The organism is Citrobacter sp. Cpo065, assembly GCF_030332805.1.
GTDB classification, from domain to species: domain Bacteria; phylum Pseudomonadota; class Gammaproteobacteria; order Enterobacterales; family Enterobacteriaceae; genus Citrobacter; species Citrobacter portucalensis.
Genome location: NZ_JAOWHC010000029.1, coordinates 893757 through 919231 on the forward strand (window position 1 = coordinate 893757; position 25475 = coordinate 919231).

Here is a 25475-nt window from a genome sequence, read left to right on the forward strand (position 1 = left end):
CTCATTCGGGCGTTTTTTTTATGGAGGAATTATGGCAGTACTTATCTCTGGCGTATTAAAAGACGGAGCGGGGAAACCGATACAGGGCTGCATCATCCAACTGAATGCGAAGAAAACCAGCGCGACCGTTGTTGTGGAGGTTATGTCATCCTCTGTTTCGGACGCGAACGGCCATTACAGCATTGAGGCTGAACCGGGTTATTACAGTGTGTCACTGCAGCGGGAAGGTTTTCCTCCCTCAGTGGCTGGCGATATTTACGTGGCCCCGACCGATACGCCGGATACCCTGAATGCGTTTCTCGATGCGCCAAAGGACGCGGACCTTCGTCCGGAGGTGATGAAACGTTTTGAGGAAATGGTAAAACGCGTAGTGGATTTGAGCGGTGCAACAGAGAAGGATAGGGAACGAGTCGAACAGGCCGCACAGTCAGCGGAACAGAGTAAAGACGCGACAGCGTTGTCTGCAACTGCTGCGGCAGAGTCACAGCGCCAGGCGGCACTCTCTGCGGGTGCTGCTGATGATTCTGCCCGGTCTGCTGCAGATAATGCCCGACAGACCGCGCAGAGCGTTCTGGCCAGCAGTGCAGATGCTGACAGTGCGGCAAAGTCGGCACAGACAGCGACGGAACAGGCCGGAAAGGCAAAGATCGCCGCTGATGCGGCACAGAAAGCGCAGCAGGAGGCAGGCGCTTTGGCACAGTCTGCAGCAGGGAGTGCCGGAAGTGCATCTGCGTCAGCACAAACAGCGGGTGAGCATGCCGGTAATGCAGCCGCATCTGAAACCTCAGTGCGTGAAAGCGCCCTCACGGCTACACAGGCTGCAGAACAGGGGGATAACAGCGCTGCAGCTGCAGCGATAAGTGAACTGCATGCCAGGGAGTTCAGTGAAAAGGCTGCTAAATCAGAGACTGAGGCAGCAGGCAGTGCACAATCGGCTTCCTTAAGTGAAGCATCAGCATTGCAGGCTGCGAAAACTGCTGAGAATCAACAAAATGCAGCCACTGAGAGTGCCACTCGCGCAGAGCAGGCCAGAGATGAGGCCCTGACGCTGCGCGATGAAGCTCAGGAAGACGCCCTGAATGCCCGGAACAGCGCACAGGCTGCTGCTGCCAGTGAGAAAGAAAGTGGACAGGCAAGGGATGAAGCACAGCTCCTTGCTGAACAGGCCAGGAATGCAGCCTCAAAAGCCGCCGCTGATACCATTAAAGAGATACAGGAAAGCGAAGACCTCAGTGGTCCGCCAGGTCCGCAGGGGCCAGCAGGTGCAAAAGGTGAAAAGGGGGATAAGGGAGACACCGGGTTAACGGGGGCAACAGGACCAACTGGCCCTGCAGGTCCGCAGGGGCTGGCAGGTGCAAAAGGTGAAAAGGGGGACAAGGGAGATACCGGGTTAACGGGGGCAACAGGACCAACTGGCCCTGCAGGTCCGCAGGGACCGGCAGGTGCAAAAGGGGATAAGGGAGATAAAGGGGATACCGGGTCAACTGGACCACAGGGACCACAGGGACCTGCAGGCGCTAAGGGGGCAACAGGAGCTACTGGACCACAAGGACCAGCAGGTGCAAATGGAGCAACAGGCGCTACGGGACCGCAAGGGCCGCAGGGACCAGCAGGCGCACCAGCGGGTGCTCTTCATGCTGTAGGTTCGTTTGCGCTGGCATATATGAGTGTTGGAGCACCTCTTGCCCCAGGCGCAACCGTTGCAGGGGGGAGTCTCAAGGCTTGCGGCATTATTTTTCCACCGGATCGTTATAGTACATACACTATTGATGCCTACAGGTCGGGTGTTCAATATGGGCCCTACCCTCTTCCGGGGACGTGGCGAGCTTGCGGCATTATCTCAAACCAGTGGCAAAACGGTACTACTTCGCATTATGTAGGTCTTTTTCAGCGAATTTCATAAAAGGAGATTGTATGAACATTGAGGGCATTCAGGCTCCTGAGTGGGCGAATAAAGAACATACTGCAATTAACTGCAGGGTTAAATTTGCAGAGTTTGATGAATTTCTGCCGTTCACTGCATGTCCGAATGATTTTGAGGAGCATGGACGCCGTATCTACAGCGAGCTTGAATCAGGAAAGTATGGTCCTGTCGCCCCTTTTATTGTGACTGACAAGATGGTGGAGGATTTACGCAACCAGAAGCTGGCTGAAATCAGCAACTGGCGGGACGTTCAGGAAAACGCCAACATTATTTTTGAACTGGACAATCGCCGGTGGGATGGAGGCAAAGCATCGCAGGAGCGTCTTGTACCCGTGATTATGGCTGGCAGTGCAGGAAAGTTACCGGAGGGATTCTTCTGGACGGATGCAGATAACCACGATGTTCCGGTGAATTTTGCGTTCCTGCAACAGCTTGAGGCGGCGATGATGCAGGCAATGGTGATACACGGTTTCAGAATTCACGAACGGCAGAGGCAGATGAAATCGGAGGTAGCGTTACTTACAGATGTTAATGCCATTGCTGAATATCCAGTTGGCTAACGTGATAGGAAGTAATGTGCTGGTTCACCTTTCTAAACGTCTAAATGCCTGTAACAGCTAACATCTCACTTACGCTCGGGGTACTTGCTCCGTTTATGCTGATAAAGCAACTCATCGGCTTTCAGCATCGCCACTTCCAATGTGTCTCCTGGCAGCAGTTGATATGCCCCCCAGGAAAATGCCACCAGTTTATCCGGGTCAATCGCTAGTAATTGTTCCTGCGCCCGAGTAATAACATCACGGAATTTATTCAGAGAATAATCGATAAGAACAAGGCAGAACTCATCGCCCCCAAGCCGGATACCGTAGTCACTTTTACGAATGGCATTTCCCAGCGCCATCCCCAGCATCTGTATCACTTTATCGCCTATATGGTGACCGAAAGAGTCATTTATTCTTTTGAGTCCATCACTGTCAATTGCGATGACCGTGACGGGGATACCTCTGTCAACGAGTGAGCGGATTTTATGTTCCAGTTCCGGTGTAATAACTTTTCTGTTATACAGTCCGGTCATCGCGTCCGTCACGTTATCCCTAGAAAGCAAAGTTTGTCTGATTAATTGTTTATGGGCATATCGGCATAATCCCCAGGTTCCGAGAAGATAAAGCAGTAACAGCCATAAATTCGCAACAATAACGTAGATAGCATCTAGTTTCACATGCAGGGTGTAATACTGGGTAAGCGAGTCTTCATAACTGATCAAAGCATAAGATTTGATATATGGTTTATGGAAAACAATATGGCTTCCGGTTTCATTATCGGTGACATACAAAGAAAGGAATTGCCATAACAACGGACGATCGACTGTATTAAACGAAACCACCAGATCGTCAATGTTGATGTCTGTAATCATAATGCCTTTTACTTTATCACCCAGATATACCGGGGTAAGCATGCTGATAATATTATTGCGGGTATAGCCATCCTGATAAATATGAGACAGCGTAGTTTCTCCCTTTAGCAGATCTTTCAGGGCATTGTCATCAATCGAAATCGTGTGTGTGCTACGAGCGATATTGATGTGGCCATTATTACCCACGAGCCAGTTACTGAAGGTATAGTTGCGAGTATTAACTGGCTGATTAATATAAATATAGTTATGAGTAAGATCTACATAGTATCTGATGTTCCTGAACATATAACCGGTATAATTTGAAAAGCTGTACTTTGACTGAGCTGCACGCTCAGCGGTGTGAATAACCGATAGTGCGCCAATGTCTCCCACCCATTCTTTACACGATCTATTGCGGGTTTGCAGGGTGCCGTCGAGGTTATCCCTGTTTTTCTTCAACAGATTGAATCCGTAAATATCACCCTCGGTTTCAAGGTACTGACATATTACTGTTCGTTCGGTATCGTCAAAGGGCGCATCGGCTATTCGGCTATAAAATTCCCGCGAAAGCCGGGTGGCAATATTCTGGTTAATGGACTCTTCATGGAAAAGCGCCGACTTCCCATTTTCAGCGACATACCCCATATAGCTCTGTAAATCTTGCGCTTCACGAACAACCAGCGCGGCAAATAGTGAGGTTGTGCAAACCACGATCATGACAATCGCACTGATATATTTTTGTCTGGACAAGATGGCTAATTCCCTGTTGTACCACCTGAAAATAATAGCAAGTGTAGCACCAAACAACGACATCTTAGCGGGTTATGCCTCCAGGGACAAAGCTTCCTCCCCTTCTGCAACACGCCAGAAGAGTAACCTGTTTGTGTCCCCCCTACATCGTCAACATAATTTTTCCTGTGTTCATGCCGTTTTCCATACGCTGGTGAGATTTACTGGTGTCTACCAGCGTAAAAACGTTGTCAATCACCGGGCTCAGTCCGTCTTACCTAAACTGGTTAACCAGCGTTTTTTAAAGTGATGAGACATTTCATGTTTACGTCCATCCAACGCGATTTGAATACCGTGTCAATAATCTAAAGATGACGGTACAGCACTCGGTCCATCGGGATTTTCGCGTTTTTAATGTCCTTCATAATGCCAGTCCATATCAGATGACCATCAAAATCGAGTGCGTTCACGTGTCGTCCAAAATAAGGTGCGCCAATATACTCGAGAATTACATTAATGCCCTTGTTATCGGTGATGCTGGTGGCAACTGCAGCAAAATCCTCTGTCATATAATCAATGGCTTGATCGGCACCCAGAGGACGAACCCGACCGTGCTTTGCTGCGTTCGCAGTGGTGATTACCGTCGCGAAAGTCGAACGGTGGTCCCCACAACGTCGCCCCCTGAAAGCATCGGTACCGTTTCAATGGGTTTCAGTTTATCCAGATGGAGCCGCGGTTACGAAGACCCCGGTAAGAGGGCTGCATTGTGCCAATAGCGGACGTTGTTAAGCTCATTCAGTATGGATTCACGAAAAATATACGTTATATTTTGTCCTGATTGACACGGGATGAAAGCTCCTGTTGGCTTTCCTTTCGCTCGCTGTAACGATCTGCAAGATAACCGGTTTGTCCCTTAAGCAGCATCGTGATTTTAAACAGCTCCTCGGCTACATCGACGATGCGGTCATACCATGAAGAAGGTTTCATTCGTCCATTTTCGTCGAACTCTTGCCATGCTTTGGCTACAGAGGATTGGTTGGGGATCGTAAACATCCGCATCCAGCGACCCAGAATACGCATCTGGTTCACGGCATTGAAGGACTGTGAACCGCCGCAGACCTGCATTACCGCAAGTGTTTTGCCCTGCGAAGGACGAACCGCACCTTCACTTAAGGGTATCCAGTCAATCTGCGCCTTCATGACTGCGCTCATAGCACCGTGTCGTTCCGGAGAACTCCATACCATCCCATCACACCATCTGACCAGACCGCGCAGCTCGGTGACTTTGGGATGCGTGTCCGGCGCATCATCCGGCAGGGGTAAACCGGAGGGGTTAAACAGTTTCACCTCCGCGCCCATCGCCGTCAGCAGGCGCCCGGCTTCCTCCGCGGCAAAGCGGCTGTAGGAGCGCTCTCTCAATGAACCATACAGGATCAGAATCCGTGGTGGCTCCTGCATGTTCAGGCGTTCAGCGATGTGTTGATCAAAGCATTTAGTATTCAGGGCAGGAAATTGTTCCATTTTTTTCCTCCAGAGAGAGCAGATGATTTCAAAGTTAATACATATGATTTACCATATGTGTATTCTAAAGGGAACGGAGAGAAAAATGCTACAACCTGTTCAGCTTTTCAAAATCCTGTCAGATGAAACACGGCTCGCCATTGTCATGCTTCTGCGGGAGTCCGGAGAACTGTGCGTGTGCGATATCTGTGCAGCTACCGCCGAATCACAGCCCAAAATATCACGCCATATGGCAGTCCTGCGTGAGGCAAAGCTTGTTCTTGATCGTCGGGAAGGGAAATGGATCCACTATCGTCTGTCACCTCATATTCCGGCGTGGGCCGCTGAGACAATCACGGCGTCCTGGCTGTGCCTTCGGGAGGATGTGCGGGAATGGTTGGCAAAGTCGGCCTGTACCTCCTGCTGAGGCAGGAAACATATATACATAATCATATATAACGGGGTCTGAAATGTTTTTGGCAGGGAGTATATTTTTACTGACGCTGGTACTAGTGATCTGGCAACCCAGAGGTCTGAGTATTGGCTGGAGCGCGAGTATCGGGGCTGCGCTGGCGCTGGGAACCGGAGTCATCCATATTGCTGATATTCCCGTTGTCTGGAATATCGTCTGGAACGCGACAGCGGCATTTATTGCGGTCATCATCATCAGCCTGTTGCTCGATGAGTCCGGCTTCTTTGAATGGGCCGCACTGCACGTCTCCAGTTGGGGTAACGGACGTGGCCGCCTTTTGTTTACCTGGATAGTCTTGCTTGGTGCCGCTGTTGCTGCGTTGTTTGCCAATGACGGCGCTGCGCTGATCCTAACGCCGATTGTAATTGCGATGCTGCTCGCACTGGGATTCAGCCAGGGCACGACATTGGCGTTTGTCATGGCTGCAGGATTTATTGCAGATACGGCCAGCCTGCCGCTAATTGTTTCTAACCTGGTGAATATCGTCTCGGCGGACTTTTTCGGTCTGGGCTTTACACAGTATGCCTCCGTTATGATCCCCGTAGATGTGGCAGCGATTGCGGCCACTCTGGTCATGCTGCATCTCTTCTTCCGCAGGGACATTCCGGCGACGTATGACGTTTCGCTGCTGAAGAGGCCTGCCAGTGTGATAAAGGATCCGGCAACGTTCAGGGCGGGCTGGATTGTCCTGTTATTGCTGCTTGTCGGTTTCTTTGTTCTGGAGCCTCTGGGGATCCCGGTCAGTGCGATAGCGGCTAGTGGCGCAGCAATACTGTTTATAGTGGCGAAAAGAGGTCATGCCATCAACACCGGAAAAGTCCTCCGCGGTGCGCCATGGCAGATCGTTATTTTTTCGTTGGGTATGTACCTGGTGGTCTATGGCCTGCGCAATGCAGGGCTTACGGAGTATCTGTCTGACGTGCTGAACCTGCTGGCAGAAAAGGGGTTATGGGCAGCAACGTTAGGCACCGGTTTCCTGACCGCGTTCCTGTCGTCGGTGATGAACAATATGCCGACGGTGCTGATTGGCGCACTGTCTATTGACGGAAGTACGGCGTCTGACGTCGTCAAAGAGGCAATGATTTATGCCAACGTGATCGGCTGCGATTTAGGCCCGAAAATCACCCCGATTGGCAGTCTGGCAACCCTGCTTTGGCTGCATGTGCTTTCCCAGAAAAATATAACGATTACCTGGGGATATTACTTCCGTACCGGCATTGTCATGACTGTGCCCGTACTGTTTGTCACTCTGGCCGCGCTGGCGTGGCGGCTCTCTGTCACTTTGTAATGAGATACTGATATGAGCAACATAACTATCTATCACAACCCGGCCTGTGGCACCTCACGCAACACACTGGAGATGATCCGCAACAGCGGCAACGAACCGACAATAATTTATTATCTTGATACTCCTCCGACCCGTGATGAGCTTATTAAACTTATTTCAGATATGGGAATTACGGTGCGTGCATTACTGCGTAAGAATGTTGAGCCTTATGAACACCTGGGTCTTGATCAAGATAAATTTAGTGATGAGCAGTTGATTGATTTCATGCTTCAACATCCGATCCTGATTAATCGGCCTGTAGTCGTTACGCCGCTTGGCACTCGTCTTTGCCGCCCTTCAGAAATAGTGCTGGATATTCTACCGGAAGGTCAGAAAGGAGCGTTTACCAAAGAGGATGGCGAGAAGGTTATTGACGAAACGGGGAAGCAGATTAAGTAATCTGCACACTTCAAAATATCGGACGCCTGTTCACGCTATGCGGGCGTCCGGTTTTCGCTCGCTGCCTCATGTAATTTTTCCGCTTCGTGCCAGAAGCGGACATTGGGCTGTGAATGTTATTCAGTTCTAGGTATCCTGGCTGACACTTAGCCAGTACATTTAATAAAGCATTTCAGTTATTGATGGAAGATGACACCCTCACCGAGGGGCGCTTTATTAATTCTGTCTTGATTTGCAGGGTAATCCCGGTCCGGGTAGCCCAGAGAGATGCCGAACAGTAATTTCAACGCTGGGTCCACACGCAGTTCTTTGCGGATGGTTTCGGCATAAAAGCCCAGCATGTTCTGCGGAATGCCACCTAACCCGGGAGCGGTGAGAGACAGCAGAAGCGTCTGAGCGTACATACCTATGTCACCCGCAACACGAATGTTATCGCCCACTTCTGGCATAATAAGCAGCACAACATGGGGCGCGCCAAAGAATTCCAGGTTACGACGTGAATCATCGCGACGCTGCTCAAAATCCTCGCATTTATCCTTATGTCTTGTTGCATCAGTCATACCTGATGAACTTAAAGCAGAAGAGTCAATAAGTTAATTAGCCCTGCCGCTTAGTAAGATTTCTCACAAAAGGCAAGATGGTAGGTAGGGCGAGAGAGCCTGCATTTTGTCAGAGGAAAGTGAATTATTCTCTCTTTTCAGAGGGAAGTTCTAAAAAGTTGAATGTGAAAAAAAGCCTGCTGTTAGCAGGCCATAAATGTTATTAACTCATTTTTTGTTCGCTTCTGATAAATAAGGTAAGTATGCAATTAAACGTGAAGCAGAGAGCATAACGAAAATGCTATAAATATTTCCTGGCCGCATTAAGTATCTCCTGTGACGTTAGCTCTCTGTCAGAAGCCACGTAAACAATACCATGATCGCCAGTTAAGGAAGGAAAACTTGCAGACATAATCCGAAGATGTGCTTCTTAACCGTTTGGATATTCCTGCCTTATAGATGATATACCTTCCAGAACTGTCATGACTTTACAGGATTCAGCATTAAAGAAAACAAGGACTTTTATCATATTCTATTACCTTGTTCTCGCGTGAATGTTAACTGGCAGATGGCATTAAGGTAAAAGCAAAGACGTGATGCTTTCGGAGGCAGTCTCGCCTCTTACGCATTTTATTATTTAACAAGCAGTTAGCTTCTAATTTCAGACTTTTATGCAGCAGTCCTGCACTTCATCATATCGGTCAGCACACTCATAATTGCGAAAAAATATGCTGACCTGATATTAAGAATACACGACTTTCATCTGATTTAAGTTATGGATCTGTCTACTCTGGAATAATCCTTCATCGTTATCGCAGATCCACAATTATTTATTTATCGCAAAGTATTACGTTTGCAGCAGCAGGACCTTTGTCACCGCTGTGAATGGCGAATTCAACTTTCTGTCCTTCAAATAAAGTTTTAAAGTTATCGCCATTAAGTGCAGAAAAATGGACAAAGATATCTTTGCTGCCATCAAGAGGAGAGATGAAGCCAAACCCTTTGTCATCGTTAAACCATTTTACTAGGCCTGTAATTCTTGAGGTCATACTGATTCCTGTCACACATGATTGTATTGATAGTAAACGTATAGTATTAAACGTATGGACTCAAAAGGAGGGATATCAGCGATAACGCCTGGTAATGAGGACTGTCCGGAAAATTTTTAACGTTCGTTTGTACATCGAACTGATGGGATTCATTAAGGCACGGGAAATCATAATAAGCAAATTATATTTTAGCCCTCCAGATGTCCTGTAAAGAAATTAACAATGGCAGGATGCTATTTTCAATGTATAGTCCTTACTTGTTTTCAATAAGGAATTGACTTGTCCCATAAAATGACAGGAATTGTCAAAAGTTATGACATTCTTAGAGTTAAAGGCCTCATCATCCCTTCTGATAGTCGAAAAGACGTTCAGCTTCACATTTCAGCCGTTAACTCCCTCAAATCAGAATTACTCATCCCAGGAGGTCGCATTGAATTTTGTCGGATAAACGGTCTCAGGGGACCAGTGGCTGCGAACATCTACCCCCGCTTCAGCCTGGTGAAGAGTCTGTCTATGACACGCTGGTCATCAACGACACCGAAGAGACTCTCTGGTTACACTGTGTCAAAGCTATTCGCCATGGACTGCGGTTTGGGGAGCATGGTCTGCCGCTGTTGGGGGCTGGTGACTGGAATGACGGGATGAACCGGGGGGTATCGAAGGCAAAGGTGAAAGCATCTGGCTGGGCTTCTTCCTGTACGACATTTTGCAGCGGTTTGCTGCACTGGCGGATCGCAAGCTGGATGAAAGTGTCGCCTCGATGTGTCGTTCACAGGCTCTGCGCCTGCAAAGCAATCTCGAAGCCTACGCCTGGGATGGTGAATGGTACCGGCGCGGGTATTTTGACGATGGTACTCCCCTTGGTTCGAAAGCCTTACAGGACTGCCGGATTGATGCGATTGCACAAAGCGGGTTGTATTGTCCGGGGCCGCGAGTGCGGGGTGGTGTGCAAAGGCCATGCAGGCGCTGGATAAGCACCTTGTGGATAACGAAGGGGGACTGATTAAACTGTTAACACCTCCTTTCGATGGACACGGTCCAAATCCGGGTTACATACAGGGGTACCTGCCCGGTGTACGGGAAAACGGAGGGCAGTATACTCATAGCGCCATCTGGGCCGTGATGGCATTTGCCCGGATGGGGAATGCCGAACGAGCCTGGCAACTCTGGTCAATGCTCAACCCTATAAATCATACTCTGAATGCGGGCTCTGTCGGGATTTATAAAGCTGAGCCTTATGTCATGAGTGCTGATGTCTACAGCGTCACTCCCCATACCGGACGTGCAGGATGGAGCTGGTATACCGGTTCTGCAGGATTGGCCTGGCGTTTACTTACCGGGGAATTACTGGGGATAAAACGCACCGGCGCTGACTTTACTGTTCATGCCCGGTTACCGGATGAGTGGCCCTCTTTTTCTATGGCCTATCAATATGGCGAAAGCCATTATCAGATTAGTGTCTCACGCGGCGATATAGAATATCGCGTGACACTGGATGGTGTTCTCCTCCCTGATGACAGGACACCGCTGAAGGATGATGGACAAAACCATACGGTTGAGATCATTCAGAACTGACACTGATTCCGGAGGCGCATTAACGTCTGCCGTTAATGCGCTGATTATCCCTGAGAACATTAATTGCAGTCTGCATGGCGATTTTGTCATCCCGCCTTTGTTGTTTGTCCTGCATGACCTGAAGGTATTCGAGCAAGGTGCGGGTATTAATCGGCCGTCCCTGTTTACCCACAGCCAGCACGGCTTCGCCAAGAATAATTTTCACTGGCGGTAGCTGTGCCGGGTACCAGTCAAGGGTGTCTTCTGATTTCATCATAAATTTCTCACGGAAGGGCATTGTATCATAAATCAGACGTTCAATTTTCAATATTTTCCTCTTCTGGTTCAGTCATAAATCAACATAACTTAAGCGAGTTATTATTATATTAAAGCGTATAATAATTATTGTATTCCTCAGAGAGCTTTATTTATGTCTTATACAAAAGGACTCAGGCACTTTAAAGAAAGACCAGTTCATGTTGCCTGCCCGGTATGTGCATACAGAGCTGATCAGAAAGCAGGTAAACTAAGAAAAGATGCGGTTCTGGAGTGCCCTGCCTGCGGGCTATTGTTCAGACCATCAGAATGCTGGTGTATCGGAGGCTGATCAGCCTCCGCCACTTAGCGTAAGTGATGCCGGGAAATGACAACATTTCTCCTGTACTGCAGTTGTCGAGGACATGATGATGAAATCTAAAAAATCTGTTTTTATTGAAGGACATATCCTTTCTAAAAGCTGTCATGGGCAGGCCGGTCAACCTTTTTGTATCCACAGGGTCAGATTTAGTAATGGTAAATATGCGATTATCCGGGAAGCATCAGGCACATGTTTCAAACCTGGCGAAATTATTCAACGAAACGATTGCGAGTGGTTTTATAAACTTACCCCAATACGCCTTCTTTCTTTTGAGTACCTTGAGGATGATGAATCAAGAAGACGATTTCTTGAATATCAATGATAAGCCCATGAATTTGTGACGGCACAACTTTGCTGGTTTACAATTCATTCTTGGATCTTCAAATCCTTTACCAGTAATTGCAAAATTATTTTTTTTCTGAATATAGACAGATTTAAACTGTCTAAAACAAAATGTATCGCTAAAGACGAATTGTCTCATTACTTTCCTATTGCGTTACAACCTTCATTAGCATTAAGGAAATTTATGACACAGACTTTTACTCATAAGCGTCCGGAAGGCAAAGCCTTTTTATACAAATGAATCACTCTACTTGTCGGAAGCCAGAATTTATCTTTATTGCCACTGCGTATTTGTTAAAAATGGGGTCTGGAATTATTCGTTCTGCTTCATGTTAACGATGGCGGAACTGACAGCCAAGGTTAATCAATTGAATCTGTTCGGATTTGAAGATCCGCTTTTCGCTCAAAGCAGACGTTTTTTCCCTGTCGCATCGTACATCAACGCATAGGTTCTATTAACTCTGGACCTTGATTCTTAATATTCCAGACGGCACGCGTCACGGCGTGCCATATAAATTTATCAGCCGGCACGGAACCGTCGGCTACGATGTCCTCTGCTTCTTTCCCTCCTACATCTTGCCTAAGCCATTCGCGAGCGGCTTCTGGTGACAGGACCAGCGGTCGCCTGTCGTGAATATCTACCGATCCTTTGTAGGCAGCAGCCGTTACTATCAGGAATCCTTCTGCTTCATCTCCACGTTCGAATGGTGTGCTGCCGAACGAAGCCATGAATATCGGCTAGTCATCGGCCCGATGAATGAAGTAGGGCTGCTTCTTGTCACCTTCCTTTTTCCATTCAAACCAGCCATCAGCAAAGCAAATTGCGCGACCATGCTGCCAGAGTGGTTTAAACATTCTGCTGGTGGCCGCAGTTTCAAATCGTGCATTAATTAGCGGCGGCTTATCCCACCATCCTGGAGCATATCCCCATAGAACAGGGTCAAGGTGCAACTGTTCATCACGTTCGCTAAGCAGCAGAACTTTTGTGCTTGGCGCCACGTTGAATCGACCTATTGGTTCAGGGTCATATGGGATATTACGTTCAGCTTTTTCAGCGAGCAGAGCGAGATAGTCCTCGCGTGTCATTGACTGTGAAAAGCGCCCACACATAGAAACCTCCAGCCAACTGTCAGACCGAAAGTATAGGATATTGACTAGAACGATAGGATTTGAAGCTCCACATCACCAATATTCCATTGTGGCTTTTAGCTTCTCGAGGTTGCTAAATGTCCGATAGACCACTACCCATTTTTACTTTTTTGGGGGCAAATTTGGGGGCAAAAATTAGTTTGGGGCATGATTTGGGGCGATGAAATGACTCATATTGCCCGCAATTGTCCAAGATGGTTTTTTATTAACTAATTGATTTTATGATAATTAGCTGTATTTTCTGAATTTACAAAATCAATTTTATAGTCTAACGCTGATTATGTGGCTGTGGGGATAAACATTTAATAAACCGGGGGAAGGGATAATCTCGCAGGCAATAAAAAAGCCGGAGGCGCTGATGCTTTCCGGCTTACTACGATATGAACGGAAGGCCGGAACAGGCGCAAGCGCGCTCCGGCATCAAACAGATTACTTCAGTTCATCAACCATGGTGATGGCGCGACCAATATAATTGGCAGGCGTCATTGCTTTCAGGCGAGTTTTCTCTTCTTCCGGCAGCGCCAGACTGTCGATAAACTGCTTCATACCTTCGGCGTCAACGCGCTTACCGCGGGTCAGTTCTTTCAGCTTCTCGTACGGCTTCTCAATACCGTAGCGACGCATCACGGTCTGAATCGGCTCTGCCAGAACTTCCCAGTTATGATCCAGTTCATCCAGCAGATGATCGCGGTTCACTTCCAGTTTGCTCACGCCCTTCAGCGTGGACTGATACGCGATCAGCGCATAGCCAATACCTACGCCCAGGTTACGCAGAACGGTAGAGTCAGTCAGGTCACGCTGCCAGCGGGAGACCGGCAGTTTGCTTGCCAGATGCTGCAGTACCGCGTTAGACAGACCCAGGTTACCCTCGGAGTTTTCGAAATCAATGGGGTTAACTTTGTGCGGCATGGTGGAAGAGCCGATTTCACCCGCGATGGTTTTCTGTTTGAAATGGTTCAGCGCCACGTAACCCCAGACATCGCGGTCAAAGTCGATCAGGATAGTGTTGAAACGGGCGATGCAGTCAAACAGCTCGGCAATGTAGTCGTGCGGCTCAATCTGCGTGGTGTACGGGTTCCACTGGATGCCCAGCGAGGTGACAAACTCTTCGCTGAACTGATGCCAGTCAACTTCCGGGTAAGCAGCGATGTGGGCATTATAGTTACCGACTGCACCATTGATCTTACCAAGAATTTCAACCTGGTTGAGCTGACGATACTGACGCTCCATACGGTAAGCCACGTTAGCCATTTCTTTGCCTAGCGTAGACGGGGTGGCTGGCTGACCGTGGGTACGGGAGAGCAGAGGAATATCGCGATACTGTACAGACAGATCTTTCACCGCGTCGATAAGCTTACGCCAGTACGGCAGAACCACTTCGTCGCGTGCGGTTTTCAGCATCAGCGCGTGAGACAGGTTGTTGATGTCTTCTGAGGTACACGCAAAGTGGATAAATTCGGAAACAGCATGCAGTTCCGGGATATCCGCCACTTTCTCTTTCAGGAAATACTCAACTGCCTTCACATCATGGTTGGTCGTACGCTCAATGGTTTTGATGCGCGCAGCATCTTCTTCATTGAAGTTAGCGACGATCGCATCAAGGAAACCGATTGCGTCGGCAGCAAAAGCAGGAACTTCCTTGATCGCTGCGTGCGCGGCCAGTTTTTGCAGCCAGCGTACTTCAACCTGTACACGGAATTTCAGCAAACCGTATTCGCTGAAAATCCCGCGCAGCGCGCTGACTTTATCGCCGTAGCGTCCATCGACAGGGGAAACGGCGGTCAGTGAGGATAATTCCATAGATCACAACTCCGGGGTTAAATGAGCAAGAATTTGTTTTGCCTGAGTCGTCAGGCGATTACGAGAAAACATGAGTTGCAGACGGCCTCCACCAACCTGATGCCAGAGCACGGCAGCACGGATGCCAGCCAGCAGCGAAGCGCGTACTTTAGCCTGTACTTGTGGGCTCTGAAGGATGGCCGGGGAACCCGTGACCTGAATACGCGGGCCGAGTGGGCTGATGACGTCAACATAAATGCCAGCCATCGCACTCATCAACGTTTCTGACTGCAAATCAAAATGGTCCAGCTGGCGCTGCAAGCCGCTGATACGGTCTCCCAGCGTGTCCATAGCGCCCTTGGCCGCTGACAGCTTACGCTCCAGCACCATCAGGCTTAGCGTATAGCGGGTGAGTTCCGCGTTCAGTCCCTGACGACTGCTGGCGTTCAGCACGCCAAGCAGCGTTTCAAGGCCAAGACGCAGGTTGGCTTCGCTGCCGCCAAACACGCCCAGCGTAGAGCTGGGATTCATGTCGATGACACTGTTCAGTGAAACGTGTAATGCATCGGCATCACAATGCCCCTGGTGCGCCAGTTCCTGCACCAGGCGTGCCGACTGACAAATGCCTGCCAGGGCGAGGGTGATGTCATAATAATTCTTTGCCACGTTCACTGCTTCCTTGTATCAAATGTGTAAGTAATTATACCGGCAGAGGCAATCGTTGTTCGATAATGCCGCCGCCGAGGCACACTTCGCCATTGTAAAAGACAGCCGACTGACCCGGCGTGACCGCCGCGACTGGCTCGTCGAAAATGACTTCAATACGCTCAGCATCCAGTGCCTTAACGGTGCACGGAATGTCGGTCTGACGATAGCGGGTTTTCACCGTGCAGCGCATGGTGCCGGTGAACGGTTCGCGATCGACCCAATGCAGCTGTTGCGCCACCAGGCCAACGGACATCAGACGTGGATGTTCATGACCCTGAGCGACAACCAGAATGTTGTTCTCAACGTCTTTATCCACCACATACCATGGATCTTCTGTCCCTTCTTTCGTTCCGCCAATACCCAGACCTTTACGCTGACCCAGAGTGTGGTACATCAGCCCCTGATGCTGGCCAATATCTTCGCCGTCAACGGTGATGATTTTGCCTGGCTGAGCCGGCAGGTAACGACCAAGAAACTCGCGGAACTTACGTTCGCCGATGAAGCAGATGCCGGTGGAGTCTTTTTTCTTGGCCGTAATCAGACCAAGATCTTCGGCAATTTTACGCACCTGCGGTTTTTCCAGTTCGCCGACCGGGAACAGGCTTTGTGCGATTTGCTCATGGCCGAGCGTATAGAGGAAATAACTCTGGTCTTTATTGCTATCGAGCCCACGCAGCAGGCGGCTTTTGCCGTCGACATCCGCGCGACGCACGTAGTGACCGGTGGCGATGTAATCGGCACCTAAATCTTCGGCGGCAAACTCAAGGAAGGCTTTAAACTTAATTTCTTTATTGCAAAGAATATCCGGGTTTGGCGTACGGCCCGCTTTGTACTCTTCAAGGAAAAGTTCAAAGACGTTGTCCCAGTATTCTGCGGCAAAGTTGACGGTATGCAGTTCAATGCCGAGTTTGTCACAGACAGCCTGCGCATCCGCAAGGTCGGCGGCCGCTGTGCAGTATTCCTCGCCATCGTCCTCTTCCCAGTTCTTCATGAACAGGCCTTCTACCTGATAGCCCTGTTGTTGTAACAGCCAGGCAGAAACGGAGGAATCGACACCGCCGGACATGCCGACGATCACTTTTTTTGGGCTTTCAGACATAGGAATACTCACGACATTGAACTTCAAGGCGGCATATTCTAGCACGCAGCCCTTTACTTGACACCCTCTGTAAACGGCCAGTTAAATTCGCCGATCATGGCCAGTGGGTAGCGCTGTCCGCTCTGATAACAGCGAATACTCTCCGCAACCAACGGCGAACGCAGGTTTGACGCAGAGAAAATCTCTTCTGCGCTGACCCAACGACAGCAATCTATATCGCTGTCATGGGGTTCTGTAGCGCACATATTGGCAAGCTCGATAGAGAAAAGAAAACGCAAAAAGGGCGTTCTGTCCGGCGCAATCCATTGATGCATACGAATGAAATGCTGCGGCTGCGCTTTAATGCCCGTTTCTTCCCACAGTTCGCGTGCTGCGGCTTGCACCAGCGTTTCATCGGCTTCCAGGTGTCCTGCGGGTTGATTCCACAAGGCTTTACCATTGATCGTTTCTTCAACGACTAAGAATTTATCTTCTGCATGCACAATGCAGGCGACCGTGACGTGCGGTTTGAACATGTTTTCCCCTTATTCCTCAGCAAAACCTTCGGTAACATCTGGCCAGCTAATTTCACCGCTGGCCTTGTCGATACTGATATAAGCCACGGGAGGTGACGTTTGTGGGTCGGCCCCTCCACGGCACAATGCGGTTTGATGATCCTCGCGCACGATAATCTCAATGGCCTTTTTAGCATTCCAGCTTTCATAAAAGATACATTGGTGGTCGTGACGTAGCCCAAGGGTGGCGACTCTCGTTGCCTTTTCTGTCGACAGCGGGTTGATGTCGTCGCGATAGTGGTCACCGCTGTTTATAGCCTGTAACTGCGACTTTTTTAACCAACCGCGTATGATTTGGCGATCGGTGGTGTAATAGACCGCTTCCATAAAATCATCGTTGGATTGTTCTTGTACAGAGATGAGGTCGCCGGGCACTAAAAATAAGGACGGGCTGCGACACTGTTCGGTTGGCATCGCATAGAACCATGCGCGGGTGTCTCCTGTTACCTGATAGTGGTTTGCGGAGGAGGAGGGTAAGAACCCGCGCTGCGACATCGCTTTATTTGCCCATGTCTGGCAAGACGCGCTTACTGCAAGCGGACTGGATAACGGCGTTAATCCATCTACCGAGACCCAGCCGGTGGCGAAGGCTCCTTTAGCGTCCCGATAACGTACGTAACGATAAGGCTCATCTTTGGAAAGCATGCCCGTGCTTTTGTAGCGCTGTGAACTCCTGAGTACCTCGACGGTGTCGCCATTGACCATGAACGCGGGGAGTTGACACTCTGTTGCTGGTGCAGAATAGAAATGCAGGCGTGAGTCGGTTTTTACTTTGGCAGACTCATAAAGGTAGTTTGCCTCTCCTGCTGCTGTTCCGGCAATTGTCTCACAGTCCAGTTTTGCTGAACAAAACGGTGACACGCCGAGCAGGATGAATGCTGCAAAAAGCTGCTTATCCATTTTTTTTCATTCTTCCCTGTTAACACTCACGTTAAACCATACGGTTACGATTTCAGTTCCCGCCACTCGCCGTTAGCAAGATTTTCCAGCGTGTAATCCCCCATGGCATAGCGGATGAGGCGCAGCGTAGGAAATCCAACATGCGCTGTCATACGACGTACCTGACGGTTGCGACCTTCATATAAGGTAACTTTCAACCAGCTGGTGGGAATGTTTTTCCGTTCCCGAATCGGTGGATTTCTCGGCCACAGCCATACGGGTTCCTCCACTACTTCAATGCCTGCGGGTAGAGTGGGGCCATCATTGAGCGTTACTCCGTTACGCAGGGCGTCCAGCGCTTCTGCTGTCGGCTCACCTTCAACCTGGACGTAATAAATTTTCCCGGTACGCTTACCGGGTTGCGTTAACCGCGCCTGCAGAGCGCCGTCATTGGTCAGCACCAAAAGCCCTTCGCTGTCCCGGTCGAGTCGGCCCGCCGCATAAATTCCCGGCACGGGAATAAAATCTTTTAACGTGCTTCTGCCAGCCTCGTCAGTAAATTGTGGCAAAACATCGTAGGGTTTATTGAACAAAACCACGCGTTTTGGCTGGTTTTCTTTACGCTGCTTAGTGACTTGTCGTGAGCTGAATCGCTCAACCCGGTGATTTCTAAAAGAAGTTTTTTGCATGGTATTTTCAGATTATATCAATTGCCGCATTATAGCCTAAGAACGAGTGTCTTTCATGGCGGCGAACAATAGGGTAGTATTGACACGCTCATTACAAATCATTAACAAAAAGTTGCTCTAACGCATCCGTGTAGCAGGACGCAAACGCACATGCAGCGTGATGACAGACGAGCAGAACCAGAAGCGCTCGAAGGAGAGGTGAATGGAAAGCAAAGTAGTTGTTCCGGCGGAAGGTAAGAAGATCACCCTGCAAAACGGCAAACTCAACGTTCCTGAAAATCCGATTATCCCGTTCATTGAAGGCGACGGTATCGGCGTTGATGTAACCCCACCGATGATCAAAGTTGTCGATGCTGCTGTCGAGAAAGCCTATAAAGGCGAGCGTAAAATCTCCTGGATGGAAATCTACACCGGCGAGAAATCCACTCAGGTTTATGGCCAGGACGTCTGGCTGCCTGCTGAAACCTTAGATCTGATTCGTGAATATCGTGTTGCCATTAAAGGCCCTCTGACCACCCCTGTTGGCGGCGGTATTCGCTCTCTGAACGTAGCTCTGCGTCAGGAACTTGACCTGTATGTCTGCCTGCGTCCGGTGCGTTATTATCAGGGCACACCAAGCCCGGTTAAACACCCTGAACTGACCGACATGGTCATCTTCCGCGAAAACTCCGAAGACATCTACGCGGGTATTGAGTGGAAAGCTGACTCTGCCGATGCTGAGAAAGTGATTAAATTCCTGCGCGAAGAGATGTGCGTGAAGAAAATCCGCTTCCCGGAACATTGCGGCATTGGTATCAAACCGTGTTCTGAAGAAGGGACTAAACGTCTGGTACGCGCAGCGATTGAATACGCCATCGCCAACGATCGTGATTCAGTTACCCTGGTACACAAAGGCAACATCATGAAGTTCACCGAAGGCGCGTTCAAAGACTGGGGTTACCAGTTAGCGCGTGAAGAATTCGGTGGTGAACTGATCGACGGCGGTCCATGGGTGAAAATCAAGAACCCGAAAACCGGTAAAGAGATCGTGGTTAAGGACGTTATCGCCGATGCGTTCCTGCAACAGATCCTGCTGCGCCCGGCTGAGTATGACGTGATTGCCTGTATGAACCTGAACGGTGACTACATCTCCGATGCGTTGGCCGCACAGGTTGGTGGTATTGGTATCGCGCCGGGTGCAAACATCGGTGACGAATGCGCTCTGTTCGAAGCAACCCACGGTACTGCACCGAAGTATGCAGGTCAGGATAAAGTGAACCCAGGTTCCATCATTCTGTCTGCTGAAATGATGCTGCGCCACATGGGTTGGGTAGAAGCGGCTGACCTGATTGTTAAAGGTATGGAAGGCGCGATCAACGCCAAGACCGTAACCTATGACTTCGAACGTCTGATGGAAGGCGCTAAGCTGCTGAAATGTTCAGAGTTTGGTGACGCAATCATCGAAAACATGTAATCAAGATACTGGGTTGTATGAGAACGGGAGCCGAGTGGTTCCCGTTTTTTGTGCCCTCGAAAATTCTTCCCCAAAACTTCCCCAAAACTCTTCCCCAAAACCTCCCTCGTTTTACCCTGCTTTCACTCCAACAACGACCCAGTCTTTTCCTCGATCGTCATTGTATTTATCAGTCATTTTTCTGGACTTGTGCCCCAGCAGTTTCTGAGTATCCAGACCTTGTTCACGATACAGTCGCTCCGATAAAGGACGCTGTTCATGGAAAGTTGGTGGAGTACCGTTTTTCCACTCTAGGCCGCTTTTGTCTCTGGCTTTTTTAAAGGTGGATGTCAGACAGCTGCTCGACACCCGATCACCTCTATTGGCCTGGGATGTGGTGTGCCTGAAATGAACAAGATATTTACTGACAACCGCATCCCTACATTTTGAAATAACATCCCTGAGAGTGAGGCCCAGCACCTCGCATTTAAGATCTAACGGAATAGCGAGACGAGAACCTGTTTTTTCCTGTTCGATATGGAGCATGTCATCCCATACATCGGTGAACTTCATATTGCATATATCGCCCAGACGCTGGCCAGTGATTAGGGCTAATAACATGCCGCACTGAAGATAGGGCTGCTGCTGTTCCGCCGTATTATAAATAACGCTCCATTCTTCAAAGGAAAGACGCTGCCTTGTTATTCGGTTTCTCGGTTGTTTAGTGGCTTGCGCCGGATTGTATCCGGGGGCAACGTGTCCGGCATGTTGTGCCTCCTTAAAAACATCTATGAGCACCATTCTGACTACCTGAGCCATGCGATTGTGGCCTTCGGCTTTAATGGCATCAGTTATTTCTGCAATATCAAGAGCTGAAATATCCTTTAGATGTTGCAGGCCGCAGTGTTCTCTGAATAAACGAACAGGCTTACCTTTTTGAAGAAAGGAGTTTGGTTTGAGCTCGTTATTTTTAAGCCTTTCTTCCTGAATGCCTATGTATTTATCGAGCCACTCAGTAACCGTAATATCAGTGCGCCTGCCTTTCATCCGTGCCAGGCGATCATTAACGCTCAGGATCTGCCTGGTTCGCTGTTCGGCAATGACTATGTTAGCTTCTGTGGCGACTTGTTTAGCCTCGGATTCATCGGTTCCAAGGCTGTGAAAACGACCTGAAATAGGGTGTTTATATTGCCAATAAACCTTACCGGTGCGCTTATCCAGCTTGCAGTACAGGTTTGGGATTGGGATTTTGTGAGTGCGTGGTCTAGCAGCCATCAGCAATTATCCGTTGTAATCTTGGGCTGGCCGAAGTCGGAATTTTCGGTTCTACAAGCATCCCTACAAATCGGGCATTACGATCAACCATCCAGCAGCGACCAACCTTAATTGCTGGAGGTACCATCATTTTTCCCTTTGCATATTTTTTCAATACGCGTTCACTTGGTGCTTGCTCTCCAAATTCCTCTTTTGCCCAATCAAGTAAGGGGATCATTCGCGACATTATTTTCTCCATACAGCCCGGCTGCACCCGGGCTTTAATAGACAACGATTATGATGATACTTGTATGTGAATAGGCTCAATATGGTAATTACTTTTTCATCACCTTTTCAGCAACACCAGCAATAGCCTCAAGTCCGTCAAACATTGCAGGTATATTATTTTCATTGGTTTGTATTGGACTAAAAATCAAGGCATCAAAAGAATCTAAAACTTTCTCAATAGCTATATCATTTTTTCTTCTATATTCAACATAACCATCAATGAAAGCACATAAACTGAGCCTCAAATCAATCTGCATAAGTTGAGTTCTCAAAGCTTTTGCTTCCAAGTATGAAAGCCTGAAAAAATAAATTATTGCCATTTCTATAGTGATGAATGGGAATAAAATAAAGATTGCTGAATAATCTTTAGGATATAGTTCAGGAAGGGTAAAATGAATTATCACTGCTATAACTGGAGCGATAAATATTGTCCCAAAAAGATTTTTATAATTCATTTCAGTAGTCGAAAGCTCCTTCTCTTTCTTTTCCTTTATTCTGTTAAATCCAGAGCTTAGCCCTACGAAATTATATTCTGATTTTAAGTTTCTAACGCGCTCCTCGAGTGCCTTAATTTCATTAATCGATTCTTTAACGTATTTTAAGTTAGAGTCTGCTTCTAGCTTACCATCTACAATAGCCTTTTTTATATCATCATAGTTAGTTGAGATTAACAATATAGATGCTTCAGTATCGTTGTTGATTTTATTAATCGCCGCATCTAAGTTGCTCGAAATATCATCAATGATTTTTTGTTTGTTTGAGTCAAGATCTGATATAAAGCGTCTGGCATCAGTTAGTTTATCGTTATTCAGAAGCCACTTCATGATGGAAATGGATAATTTATCTCTAATCCAAGAAAATTGCAAATTATTACCATCTTTCTCGAAAGCATTTTCTAATAATGTCAATGTGCTATCTGTGATAAAGTTAGACGTGATTACAAAACGATGCCCTGTCCAAAAATAGTACTCGTATAATACTCTTAGCAGTGTAGATAAGAAATCAAGCTTGTCTTTCTTGTAATCGTTAATGCTGAACTCCATGTGTGAGAGAATGTTATCTTGATTAAATCCTGTATTCTCATCTAAATGTTGAGGGTTGTTATTTATTATTGATATAAAAGTCAACCAGGCTGATTCCAGTGTGGAATAGAATAAAGTTGCATTTTTATCTTTTTTCTTGGGATATTTTTTGGAAATATTTTCGAATCTAACAATATCTCTATTAATTACGTAATTAGTTTCCATTATTGACTTGACTATTTCTTTATCGCTATACAATCCCATTTCGATACCTAATTTAATTAAAGTTTTTATATTTCATTTAGTGATGAGGTATTTTACGATCAATTTTCCTGTTTTGCTTCATAAAATCCCCTCTGTTTGCAAGGAAGGGGATCAATATCTCTTATGGTTAAAATATCCCGATAAAGATTTCCACTGATTCACCGTCAAACTTTCTCCATACACAACAGAGAAGGGCACCTGCATTGGTCGGCGGCTTGCAGAGACCGCTTTCTTTTTGCCCGGGTGAATTGGGTTATGAGCCCCTCGCCCGGTGATGCCCTTTTCTGTTGTGCCCTGAAAAAGGCTAGCGGTTACCGGACAAGTGGGAAAACACCGGGCCGCCAGAACAGGGAAGTACTTGTTATTGCTTTGGCCTGCTTTTAACCACATCAGGCGCGGTGGTAGGTATCTTCGGGCGGGGGCCAGTGACTAGCTGGCATCCCTACGGTACTTTTCACCGACAACCGCGGGTTAGACGGTTCCGTTTCGTCGGATAGAGCTGTCGATGCTGGTAGTCACTCCAGCCCGTAACCCCTCCCGAAGAAACCTGTTTATCGCTAAAACTTTAAATTACGTACGAGTGGTGCAGCTGTTGAGCCGCCAGTCATTTGAACCCAGACACGGCTTACCGAAGGTTTACTGCGCTCTTCGCCAGTAAGGCTGTTGAACGTACACGGACCCAATACTAGGCGAGGGATGCCTCGTAAAATTACAGTGTCCCCAACTTTCGGGTGTTTGCGATAAGCCTTGCGGCGTTGTGCTGCATTCATCGTGAAATTCCCCTACCGGACCATCATGGAAAAGCATTATTGAGCAGGTCAATAATGCGTTGTTGAAAAGCCAGGCCCTGGCCGATCTACCTGATAAAAATGCAGCCCGCGATAATCTCACTTTGGGAAACTCTCAGGATGTTACGTTCGGTAGTGTTCTTGGCTCTCGTGGCGTCAATTCGGTGGCGGGTGGGTCGGGTACAGGCGTCAAAAGCACTGCAGGCGTCAAGAAGGATATTTTACTGACGTCGAATAACGTTGATGGTGAACTGGGCTGGATGATGAACCAGCTGCAGGGGTGGATGGGGAATTCGTTCTATCAGTTTGGCGGGATACGAGGTGCGGGTAATTATCTGGATGCCATTGCTCTAATCGCGAATAGTTTTGGAGCAGGAGCGAACACATACCGCTTCAACTTCCTGTCTGGTTATGGCGGAGTTGTACAATCACCACGCGGTTTTTGGGGTTCGTGCAAACAGGGTGGCTGGGGGGATGTTGACGGCCCCTGGACCGCACGTTACTGGTCGTCCATTATTGGTGGAAACGATGGGGGGTGGGCTCCAATTGTTTCTGGGGGCTCTTCATCAACAGGAGGATATAGCACCCGATTGTCGCTTGGTATCATTGCCACGGGGGCCAACTCTTGGCCCCACGGAGTCTTACTTTTATGGGCGATGCCAGATTTCACAGGATGTTCAGATTCAATCCTCAGTCTGGTGATATCACTACTGATGTATGGAACGAATCAGGGTCAAACTGGCTGGGAGCGTATGTGTTCGCAAAGAATGCGACCTCAGACCGTGATCTGAAAAAAGATATCCAGTACCGGGATGGGAAAGACAGTTTCGACCGTGTCATGCAGTGGTTACCCACCATGTTTAAGTATAAGGGGTCGGATACACAGCGCTTTGGCCTTATTGCCCAGGATCTGACTAAAGTTGATCCGCAGTACGTAAAGATAGTGCCTGGTGGACCTGTTTTTGAGGACGTTATTGGGGTGGATGAGTCCGGTAACGAATATGTTGACCATCAGATTGAGGTTGGTCTCAAAGACGATACCCTTGCCCTTGATAACAATGTCATTATGGCCGATATGGCCTGCGCTATGGTTTATATGGGCAGAGCTATGAAGGAACAAATGTCTGAGCTCATTTCTCTGAAGAATGTCATTGAGACGCTGAAAGGTAGCCAGCAAAATTGATGGTCGCCGCAACCATGTCGTATGCAAGAGCATGATTGCGGCCGACTGGCGAACGTTCGATAGTGCGAGTATTGAATGATTGCCAATCACGGCGGATTGTACTTAAGCAATATGACGGTTCAAGGCGTTTAATCTGGAACCAGCCACATATCAGACTCTTCAAACATTTCCTGAACAGTACGGCTTATCTGTTCCTTCTCATGCTTGCTGGCGTCAGTGTTGATCGCCGGCAGCGTCATCATCGGTTTTACCCGAACATCAGCATCGGGGAAGATCCGGTGAACCCTCCTGGTTAACTCGCCCAGAATGATATCTTTTGCACCGGGCAGACCATCAAAATTCCTTTTGTCATAAACGAGTTCCACGAACATTGCTCATTGCCTCTTCACTGGATGGATATACAGTATTTGTACTGTGTTTTTATGCAGTATTCAAGAGAGGGCGTGATGATGCCACGACGCAGCGATATTGAAATAGCCTGGTATGCTTCGATACAGCAGGAACCAAATGGCCGGAAGACCG

At 48.3% G+C, this 25475-nt stretch carries 25 protein-coding genes and 5 pseudogenes; 12 read left to right on the forward strand and 18 right to left on the reverse strand.

Annotated elements, in window-relative coordinates; genetic code table 11:
• Nucleotides 1-31 precede the first annotated feature (31 nt).
• On the forward strand, nucleotides 32-1903 hold the full coding sequence (locus OGY68_RS10315; RefSeq protein ID WP_286617016.1) for a prophage tail fiber N-terminal domain-containing protein: 1872 nt from the start codon (nucleotides 32-34) through the stop codon (nucleotides 1901-1903).
• Between the two features lie 11 nt (nucleotides 1904-1914).
• A complete protein-coding gene (locus tag OGY68_RS10320; protein ID WP_128611849.1) occupies nucleotides 1915-2484 on the forward strand; it encodes a DUF4376 domain-containing protein in 570 nt (189 codons plus the stop codon).
• 65 nt (nucleotides 2485-2549) lie between these two features.
• Here the strand turns inward: OGY68_RS10320 and dgcJ are convergent, their stop codons facing one another.
• The 3 genes from dgcJ to arsH all read right to left on the reverse strand — a co-directional run bounded on the left by dgcJ (nucleotide 2550) and on the right by arsH (nucleotide 5567).
• A complete protein-coding gene (dgcJ, locus tag OGY68_RS10325) occupies nucleotides 2550-4130 on the reverse strand; it encodes a diguanylate cyclase DgcJ (protein WP_286617019.1) in 1581 nt (526 codons plus the stop codon).
• Nucleotides 4131-4411: 281 nt separating this feature from the next.
• On the reverse strand, nucleotides 4412-4684 hold the full coding sequence (locus tag OGY68_RS10330; RefSeq protein ID WP_308463916.1) for a zinc-binding dehydrogenase: 273 nt from the start codon (nucleotides 4682-4684) through the stop codon (nucleotides 4412-4414).
• Between the two features lie 184 nt (nucleotides 4685-4868).
• The gene (gene arsH / locus OGY68_RS10335; protein WP_286617021.1) at nucleotides 4869-5567 is read right to left on the reverse strand and encodes an arsenical resistance protein ArsH; all 699 of its coding nucleotides are present in this window, start codon (nucleotides 5565-5567) and stop codon (nucleotides 4869-4871) included.
• 85 nt (nucleotides 5568-5652) lie between these two features.
• On the opposite strand from arsH, the gene OGY68_RS10340 reads away from it, so the two are divergent.
• From OGY68_RS10340 to arsC, 3 genes are read left to right on the forward strand one after another with little or no spacing between them, the layout of a single operon-like run.
• On the forward strand, nucleotides 5653-5973 hold the full coding sequence (locus OGY68_RS10340) for a transcriptional regulator (RefSeq protein ID WP_043017910.1): 321 nt from the start codon (nucleotides 5653-5655) through the stop codon (nucleotides 5971-5973).
• Nucleotides 5974-6016: 43 nt separating this feature from the next.
• Nucleotides 6017-7306: an arsenic transporter gene (locus OGY68_RS10345; protein ID WP_286617025.1), complete on the forward strand. Its 1290-nt coding sequence runs from the start codon at nucleotides 6017-6019 to the stop codon at nucleotides 7304-7306.
• Between the two features lie 12 nt (nucleotides 7307-7318).
• A complete protein-coding gene (arsC, locus tag OGY68_RS10350) occupies nucleotides 7319-7744 on the forward strand; it encodes a glutaredoxin-dependent arsenate reductase (RefSeq protein WP_057069011.1) in 426 nt (141 codons plus the stop codon).
• A gap of 176 nt (nucleotides 7745-7920) precedes the next feature.
• Here the strand turns inward: arsC and OGY68_RS10355 are convergent, their stop codons facing one another.
• From OGY68_RS10355 to OGY68_RS10365, 3 genes and pseudogenes are all read right to left on the reverse strand, one after another.
• The gene (locus OGY68_RS10355) at nucleotides 7921-8304 is read right to left on the reverse strand and encodes a nitroreductase family protein (protein WP_275382977.1); all 384 of its coding nucleotides are present in this window, start codon (nucleotides 8302-8304) and stop codon (nucleotides 7921-7923) included.
• A 280-nt stretch (nucleotides 8305-8584) separates the two neighbouring features.
• Nucleotides 8585-8812: pseudogene (locus OGY68_RS10360) on the reverse strand (hypothetical protein).
• Nucleotides 8813-9113: 301 nt separating this feature from the next.
• Nucleotides 9114-9332, reverse strand: coding sequence for a cold shock domain-containing protein (locus OGY68_RS10365; protein WP_057069014.1), 219 nt, complete (start codon nucleotides 9330-9332; stop codon nucleotides 9114-9116).
• Between the two features lie 279 nt (nucleotides 9333-9611).
• Here OGY68_RS10365 and OGY68_RS10370 point away from each other — a divergent pair.
• Both OGY68_RS10370 and OGY68_RS10375 read left to right on the forward strand, forming a co-directional pair.
• Nucleotides 9612-9815 (forward strand): annotated as a pseudogene (locus OGY68_RS10370) (cold shock domain-containing protein); the annotation flags it as partial.
• 5 nt (nucleotides 9816-9820) lie between these two features.
• Nucleotides 9821-10907, forward strand: a pseudogene (locus OGY68_RS10375) (GH36-type glycosyl hydrolase domain-containing protein); the annotation flags it as partial.
• 19 nt (nucleotides 10908-10926) lie between these two features.
• Here the strand turns inward: OGY68_RS10375 and OGY68_RS10380 are convergent.
• On the reverse strand, nucleotides 10927-11160 hold the full coding sequence (locus OGY68_RS10380; protein ID WP_057068998.1) for a YnaE/YdfK family cold shock protein: 234 nt from the start codon (nucleotides 11158-11160) through the stop codon (nucleotides 10927-10929).
• 156 nt (nucleotides 11161-11316) lie between these two features.
• On the opposite strand from OGY68_RS10380, the gene OGY68_RS10385 reads away from it, so the two are divergent.
• Nucleotides 11317-11493, forward strand: a complete 177-nt coding sequence (locus OGY68_RS10385; protein ID WP_213083733.1) for a YnfU family zinc-binding protein — start codon at nucleotides 11317-11319, stop codon at nucleotides 11491-11493.
• A gap of 79 nt (nucleotides 11494-11572) precedes the next feature.
• Complete coding sequence (locus OGY68_RS10390) at nucleotides 11573-11845, forward strand: hypothetical protein (RefSeq protein ID WP_193409898.1); 273 nt, start codon at nucleotides 11573-11575, stop codon at nucleotides 11843-11845.
• Between the two features lie 458 nt (nucleotides 11846-12303).
• On the opposite strand, the pseudogene OGY68_RS10395 reads toward OGY68_RS10390, so the two are convergent.
• The 7 genes and pseudogenes from OGY68_RS10395 to rluE all read right to left on the reverse strand — a co-directional run bounded on the left by OGY68_RS10395 (nucleotide 12304) and on the right by rluE (nucleotide 18722).
• Nucleotides 12304-12975: pseudogene (locus OGY68_RS10395) on the reverse strand (SOS response-associated peptidase).
• Nucleotides 12976-13443: 468 nt separating this feature from the next.
• Complete coding sequence (gene purB / locus OGY68_RS10400) at nucleotides 13444-14814, reverse strand: adenylosuccinate lyase (RefSeq protein ID WP_032943086.1); 1371 nt, start codon at nucleotides 14812-14814, stop codon at nucleotides 13444-13446.
• 3 nt (nucleotides 14815-14817) lie between these two features.
• Nucleotides 14818-15459 (reverse strand): high frequency lysogenization protein HflD, encoded by a 642-nt coding sequence (gene hflD / locus OGY68_RS10405; RefSeq protein WP_003832401.1) that lies wholly within the window; start codon nucleotides 15457-15459, stop codon nucleotides 14818-14820.
• A gap of 34 nt (nucleotides 15460-15493) precedes the next feature.
• Nucleotides 15494-16600: a tRNA 2-thiouridine(34) synthase MnmA gene (gene mnmA, locus OGY68_RS10410; protein ID WP_057068986.1), complete on the reverse strand. Its 1107-nt coding sequence runs from the start codon at nucleotides 16598-16600 to the stop codon at nucleotides 15494-15496.
• Between the two features lie 53 nt (nucleotides 16601-16653).
• Nucleotides 16654-17115, reverse strand: a complete 462-nt coding sequence (locus tag OGY68_RS10415; RefSeq protein ID WP_057068988.1) for an NUDIX hydrolase — start codon at nucleotides 17113-17115, stop codon at nucleotides 16654-16656.
• 9 nt (nucleotides 17116-17124) lie between these two features.
• Nucleotides 17125-18054 (reverse strand): hypothetical protein, encoded by a 930-nt coding sequence (locus tag OGY68_RS10420; RefSeq protein ID WP_057068990.1) that lies wholly within the window; start codon nucleotides 18052-18054, stop codon nucleotides 17125-17127.
• Nucleotides 18055-18098: 44 nt separating this feature from the next.
• Nucleotides 18099-18722, reverse strand: a complete 624-nt coding sequence (rluE, locus tag OGY68_RS10425; RefSeq protein WP_003832405.1) for a 23S rRNA pseudouridine(2457) synthase RluE — start codon at nucleotides 18720-18722, stop codon at nucleotides 18099-18101.
• A gap of 202 nt (nucleotides 18723-18924) precedes the next feature.
• Here rluE and icd point away from each other — a divergent pair, with 202 nt between their 5' ends.
• Nucleotides 18925-20175 carry an NADP-dependent isocitrate dehydrogenase gene (icd, locus tag OGY68_RS10430; RefSeq protein WP_057068992.1) on the forward strand — a complete coding sequence of 417 codons (1251 nt, stop codon included), beginning with the start codon at nucleotides 18925-18927 and terminating at the stop codon, nucleotides 20173-20175.
• A gap of 111 nt (nucleotides 20176-20286) precedes the next feature.
• Here the strand turns inward: icd and OGY68_RS10435 are convergent, their stop codons facing one another.
• The 3 genes from OGY68_RS10435 to OGY68_RS10445 all read right to left on the reverse strand — a co-directional run bounded on the left by OGY68_RS10435 (nucleotide 20287) and on the right by OGY68_RS10445 (nucleotide 22943).
• Entirely contained in the window at nucleotides 20287-21429 is a 1143-nt protein-coding gene (locus OGY68_RS10435; RefSeq protein WP_057068994.1) for a phage integrase Arm DNA-binding domain-containing protein, read from the reverse strand.
• Nucleotides 21419-21655 carry an excisionase gene (locus tag OGY68_RS10440; protein ID WP_047497692.1) on the reverse strand — a complete coding sequence of 79 codons (237 nt, stop codon included), beginning with the start codon at nucleotides 21653-21655 and terminating at the stop codon, nucleotides 21419-21421. Before OGY68_RS10440 ends, OGY68_RS10435 begins: the two co-directional genes overlap by 11 nt.
• Nucleotides 21656-21743: 88 nt before the next feature.
• Nucleotides 21744-22943: a hypothetical protein gene (locus tag OGY68_RS10445; protein ID WP_149617943.1), complete on the reverse strand. Its 1200-nt coding sequence runs from the start codon at nucleotides 22941-22943 to the stop codon at nucleotides 21744-21746.
• Nucleotides 22944-24419: 1476 nt separating this feature from the next.
• Between OGY68_RS10445 and OGY68_RS10450 the strand changes: the two genes are divergently transcribed.
• The gene (locus OGY68_RS10450) at nucleotides 24420-24953 is read left to right on the forward strand and encodes a tail fiber domain-containing protein (RefSeq protein ID WP_057069144.1); all 534 of its coding nucleotides are present in this window, start codon (nucleotides 24420-24422) and stop codon (nucleotides 24951-24953) included.
• 128 nt (nucleotides 24954-25081) lie between these two features.
• Here OGY68_RS10450 and OGY68_RS10455 read toward each other — a convergent pair whose 3' ends face one another.
• Entirely contained in the window at nucleotides 25082-25324 is a 243-nt protein-coding gene (locus tag OGY68_RS10455) for a DinI family protein (RefSeq protein ID WP_057069142.1), read from the reverse strand.
• Between the two features lie 75 nt (nucleotides 25325-25399).
• On the opposite strand from OGY68_RS10455, the pseudogene OGY68_RS10460 reads away from it, so the two are divergent.
• A pseudogene (locus OGY68_RS10460) lies at nucleotides 25400-25475 on the forward strand (DNA polymerase V); the annotation flags it as partial.

Bases quoted from the DNA above. Each gene is read 5' to 3' on its own strand.
- OGY68_RS10315 (WP_286617016.1), top strand. From the start codon at position 32: ATGGCAGTACTTATCTCTGGCGTATTAAAAGACGGAGCGGGGAAACCG.
- OGY68_RS10320 (WP_128611849.1), top strand. From the start codon at position 1,915: ATGAACATTGAGGGCATTCAGGCTCCTGAGTGGGCGAATAAAGAACAT.
- dgcJ (WP_286617019.1), bottom strand. From the start codon at position 4,130: ATGTCGTTGTTTGGTGCTACACTTGCTATTATTTTCAGGTGGTACAAC.
- arsH (WP_286617021.1), bottom strand. From the start codon at position 5,567: ATGGAACAATTTCCTGCCCTGAATACTAAATGCTTTGATCAACACATC.
- OGY68_RS10340 (WP_043017910.1), top strand. From the start codon at position 5,653: ATGCTACAACCTGTTCAGCTTTTCAAAATCCTGTCAGATGAAACACGG.
- OGY68_RS10345 (WP_286617025.1), top strand. From the start codon at position 6,017: ATGTTTTTGGCAGGGAGTATATTTTTACTGACGCTGGTACTAGTGATC.
- arsC (WP_057069011.1), top strand. From the start codon at position 7,319: ATGAGCAACATAACTATCTATCACAACCCGGCCTGTGGCACCTCACGC.
- OGY68_RS10355 (WP_275382977.1), bottom strand. From the start codon at position 8,304: ATGACTGATGCAACAAGACATAAGGATAAATGCGAGGATTTTGAGCAG.
- OGY68_RS10365 (WP_057069014.1), bottom strand. From the start codon at position 9,332: ATGACCTCAAGAATTACAGGCCTAGTAAAATGGTTTAACGATGACAAA.
- OGY68_RS10380 (WP_057068998.1), bottom strand. From the start codon at position 11,160: ATGAAATCAGAAGACACCCTTGACTGGTACCCGGCACAGCTACCGCCA.
- OGY68_RS10385 (WP_213083733.1), top strand. From the start codon at position 11,317: ATGTCTTATACAAAAGGACTCAGGCACTTTAAAGAAAGACCAGTTCAT.
- OGY68_RS10390 (WP_193409898.1), top strand. From the start codon at position 11,573: ATGAAATCTAAAAAATCTGTTTTTATTGAAGGACATATCCTTTCTAAA.
- purB (WP_032943086.1), bottom strand. From the start codon at position 14,814: ATGGAATTATCCTCACTGACCGCCGTTTCCCCTGTCGATGGACGCTAC.
- mnmA (WP_057068986.1), bottom strand. From the start codon at position 16,600: ATGTCTGAAAGCCCAAAAAAAGTGATCGTCGGCATGTCCGGCGGTGTC.
- OGY68_RS10415 (WP_057068988.1), bottom strand. From the start codon at position 17,115: ATGTTCAAACCGCACGTCACGGTCGCCTGCATTGTGCATGCAGAAGAT.
- OGY68_RS10420 (WP_057068990.1), bottom strand. From the start codon at position 18,054: ATGGATAAGCAGCTTTTTGCAGCATTCATCCTGCTCGGCGTGTCACCG.
- rluE (WP_003832405.1), bottom strand. From the start codon at position 18,722: ATGCAAAAAACTTCTTTTAGAAATCACCGGGTTGAGCGATTCAGCTCA.
- icd (WP_057068992.1), top strand. From the start codon at position 18,925: ATGGAAAGCAAAGTAGTTGTTCCGGCGGAAGGTAAGAAGATCACCCTG.
- OGY68_RS10435 (WP_057068994.1), bottom strand. From the start codon at position 21,429: ATGGCTGCTAGACCACGCACTCACAAAATCCCAATCCCAAACCTGTAC.
- OGY68_RS10440 (WP_047497692.1), bottom strand. From the start codon at position 21,655: ATGTCGCGAATGATCCCCTTACTTGATTGGGCAAAAGAGGAATTTGGA.
- OGY68_RS10445 (WP_149617943.1), bottom strand. From the start codon at position 22,943: ATGGAAACTAATTACGTAATTAATAGAGATATTGTTAGATTCGAAAAT.
- OGY68_RS10450 (WP_057069144.1), top strand. From the start codon at position 24,420: ATGGGCGATGCCAGATTTCACAGGATGTTCAGATTCAATCCTCAGTCT.
- OGY68_RS10455 (WP_057069142.1), bottom strand. From the start codon at position 25,324: ATGTTCGTGGAACTCGTTTATGACAAAAGGAATTTTGATGGTCTGCCC.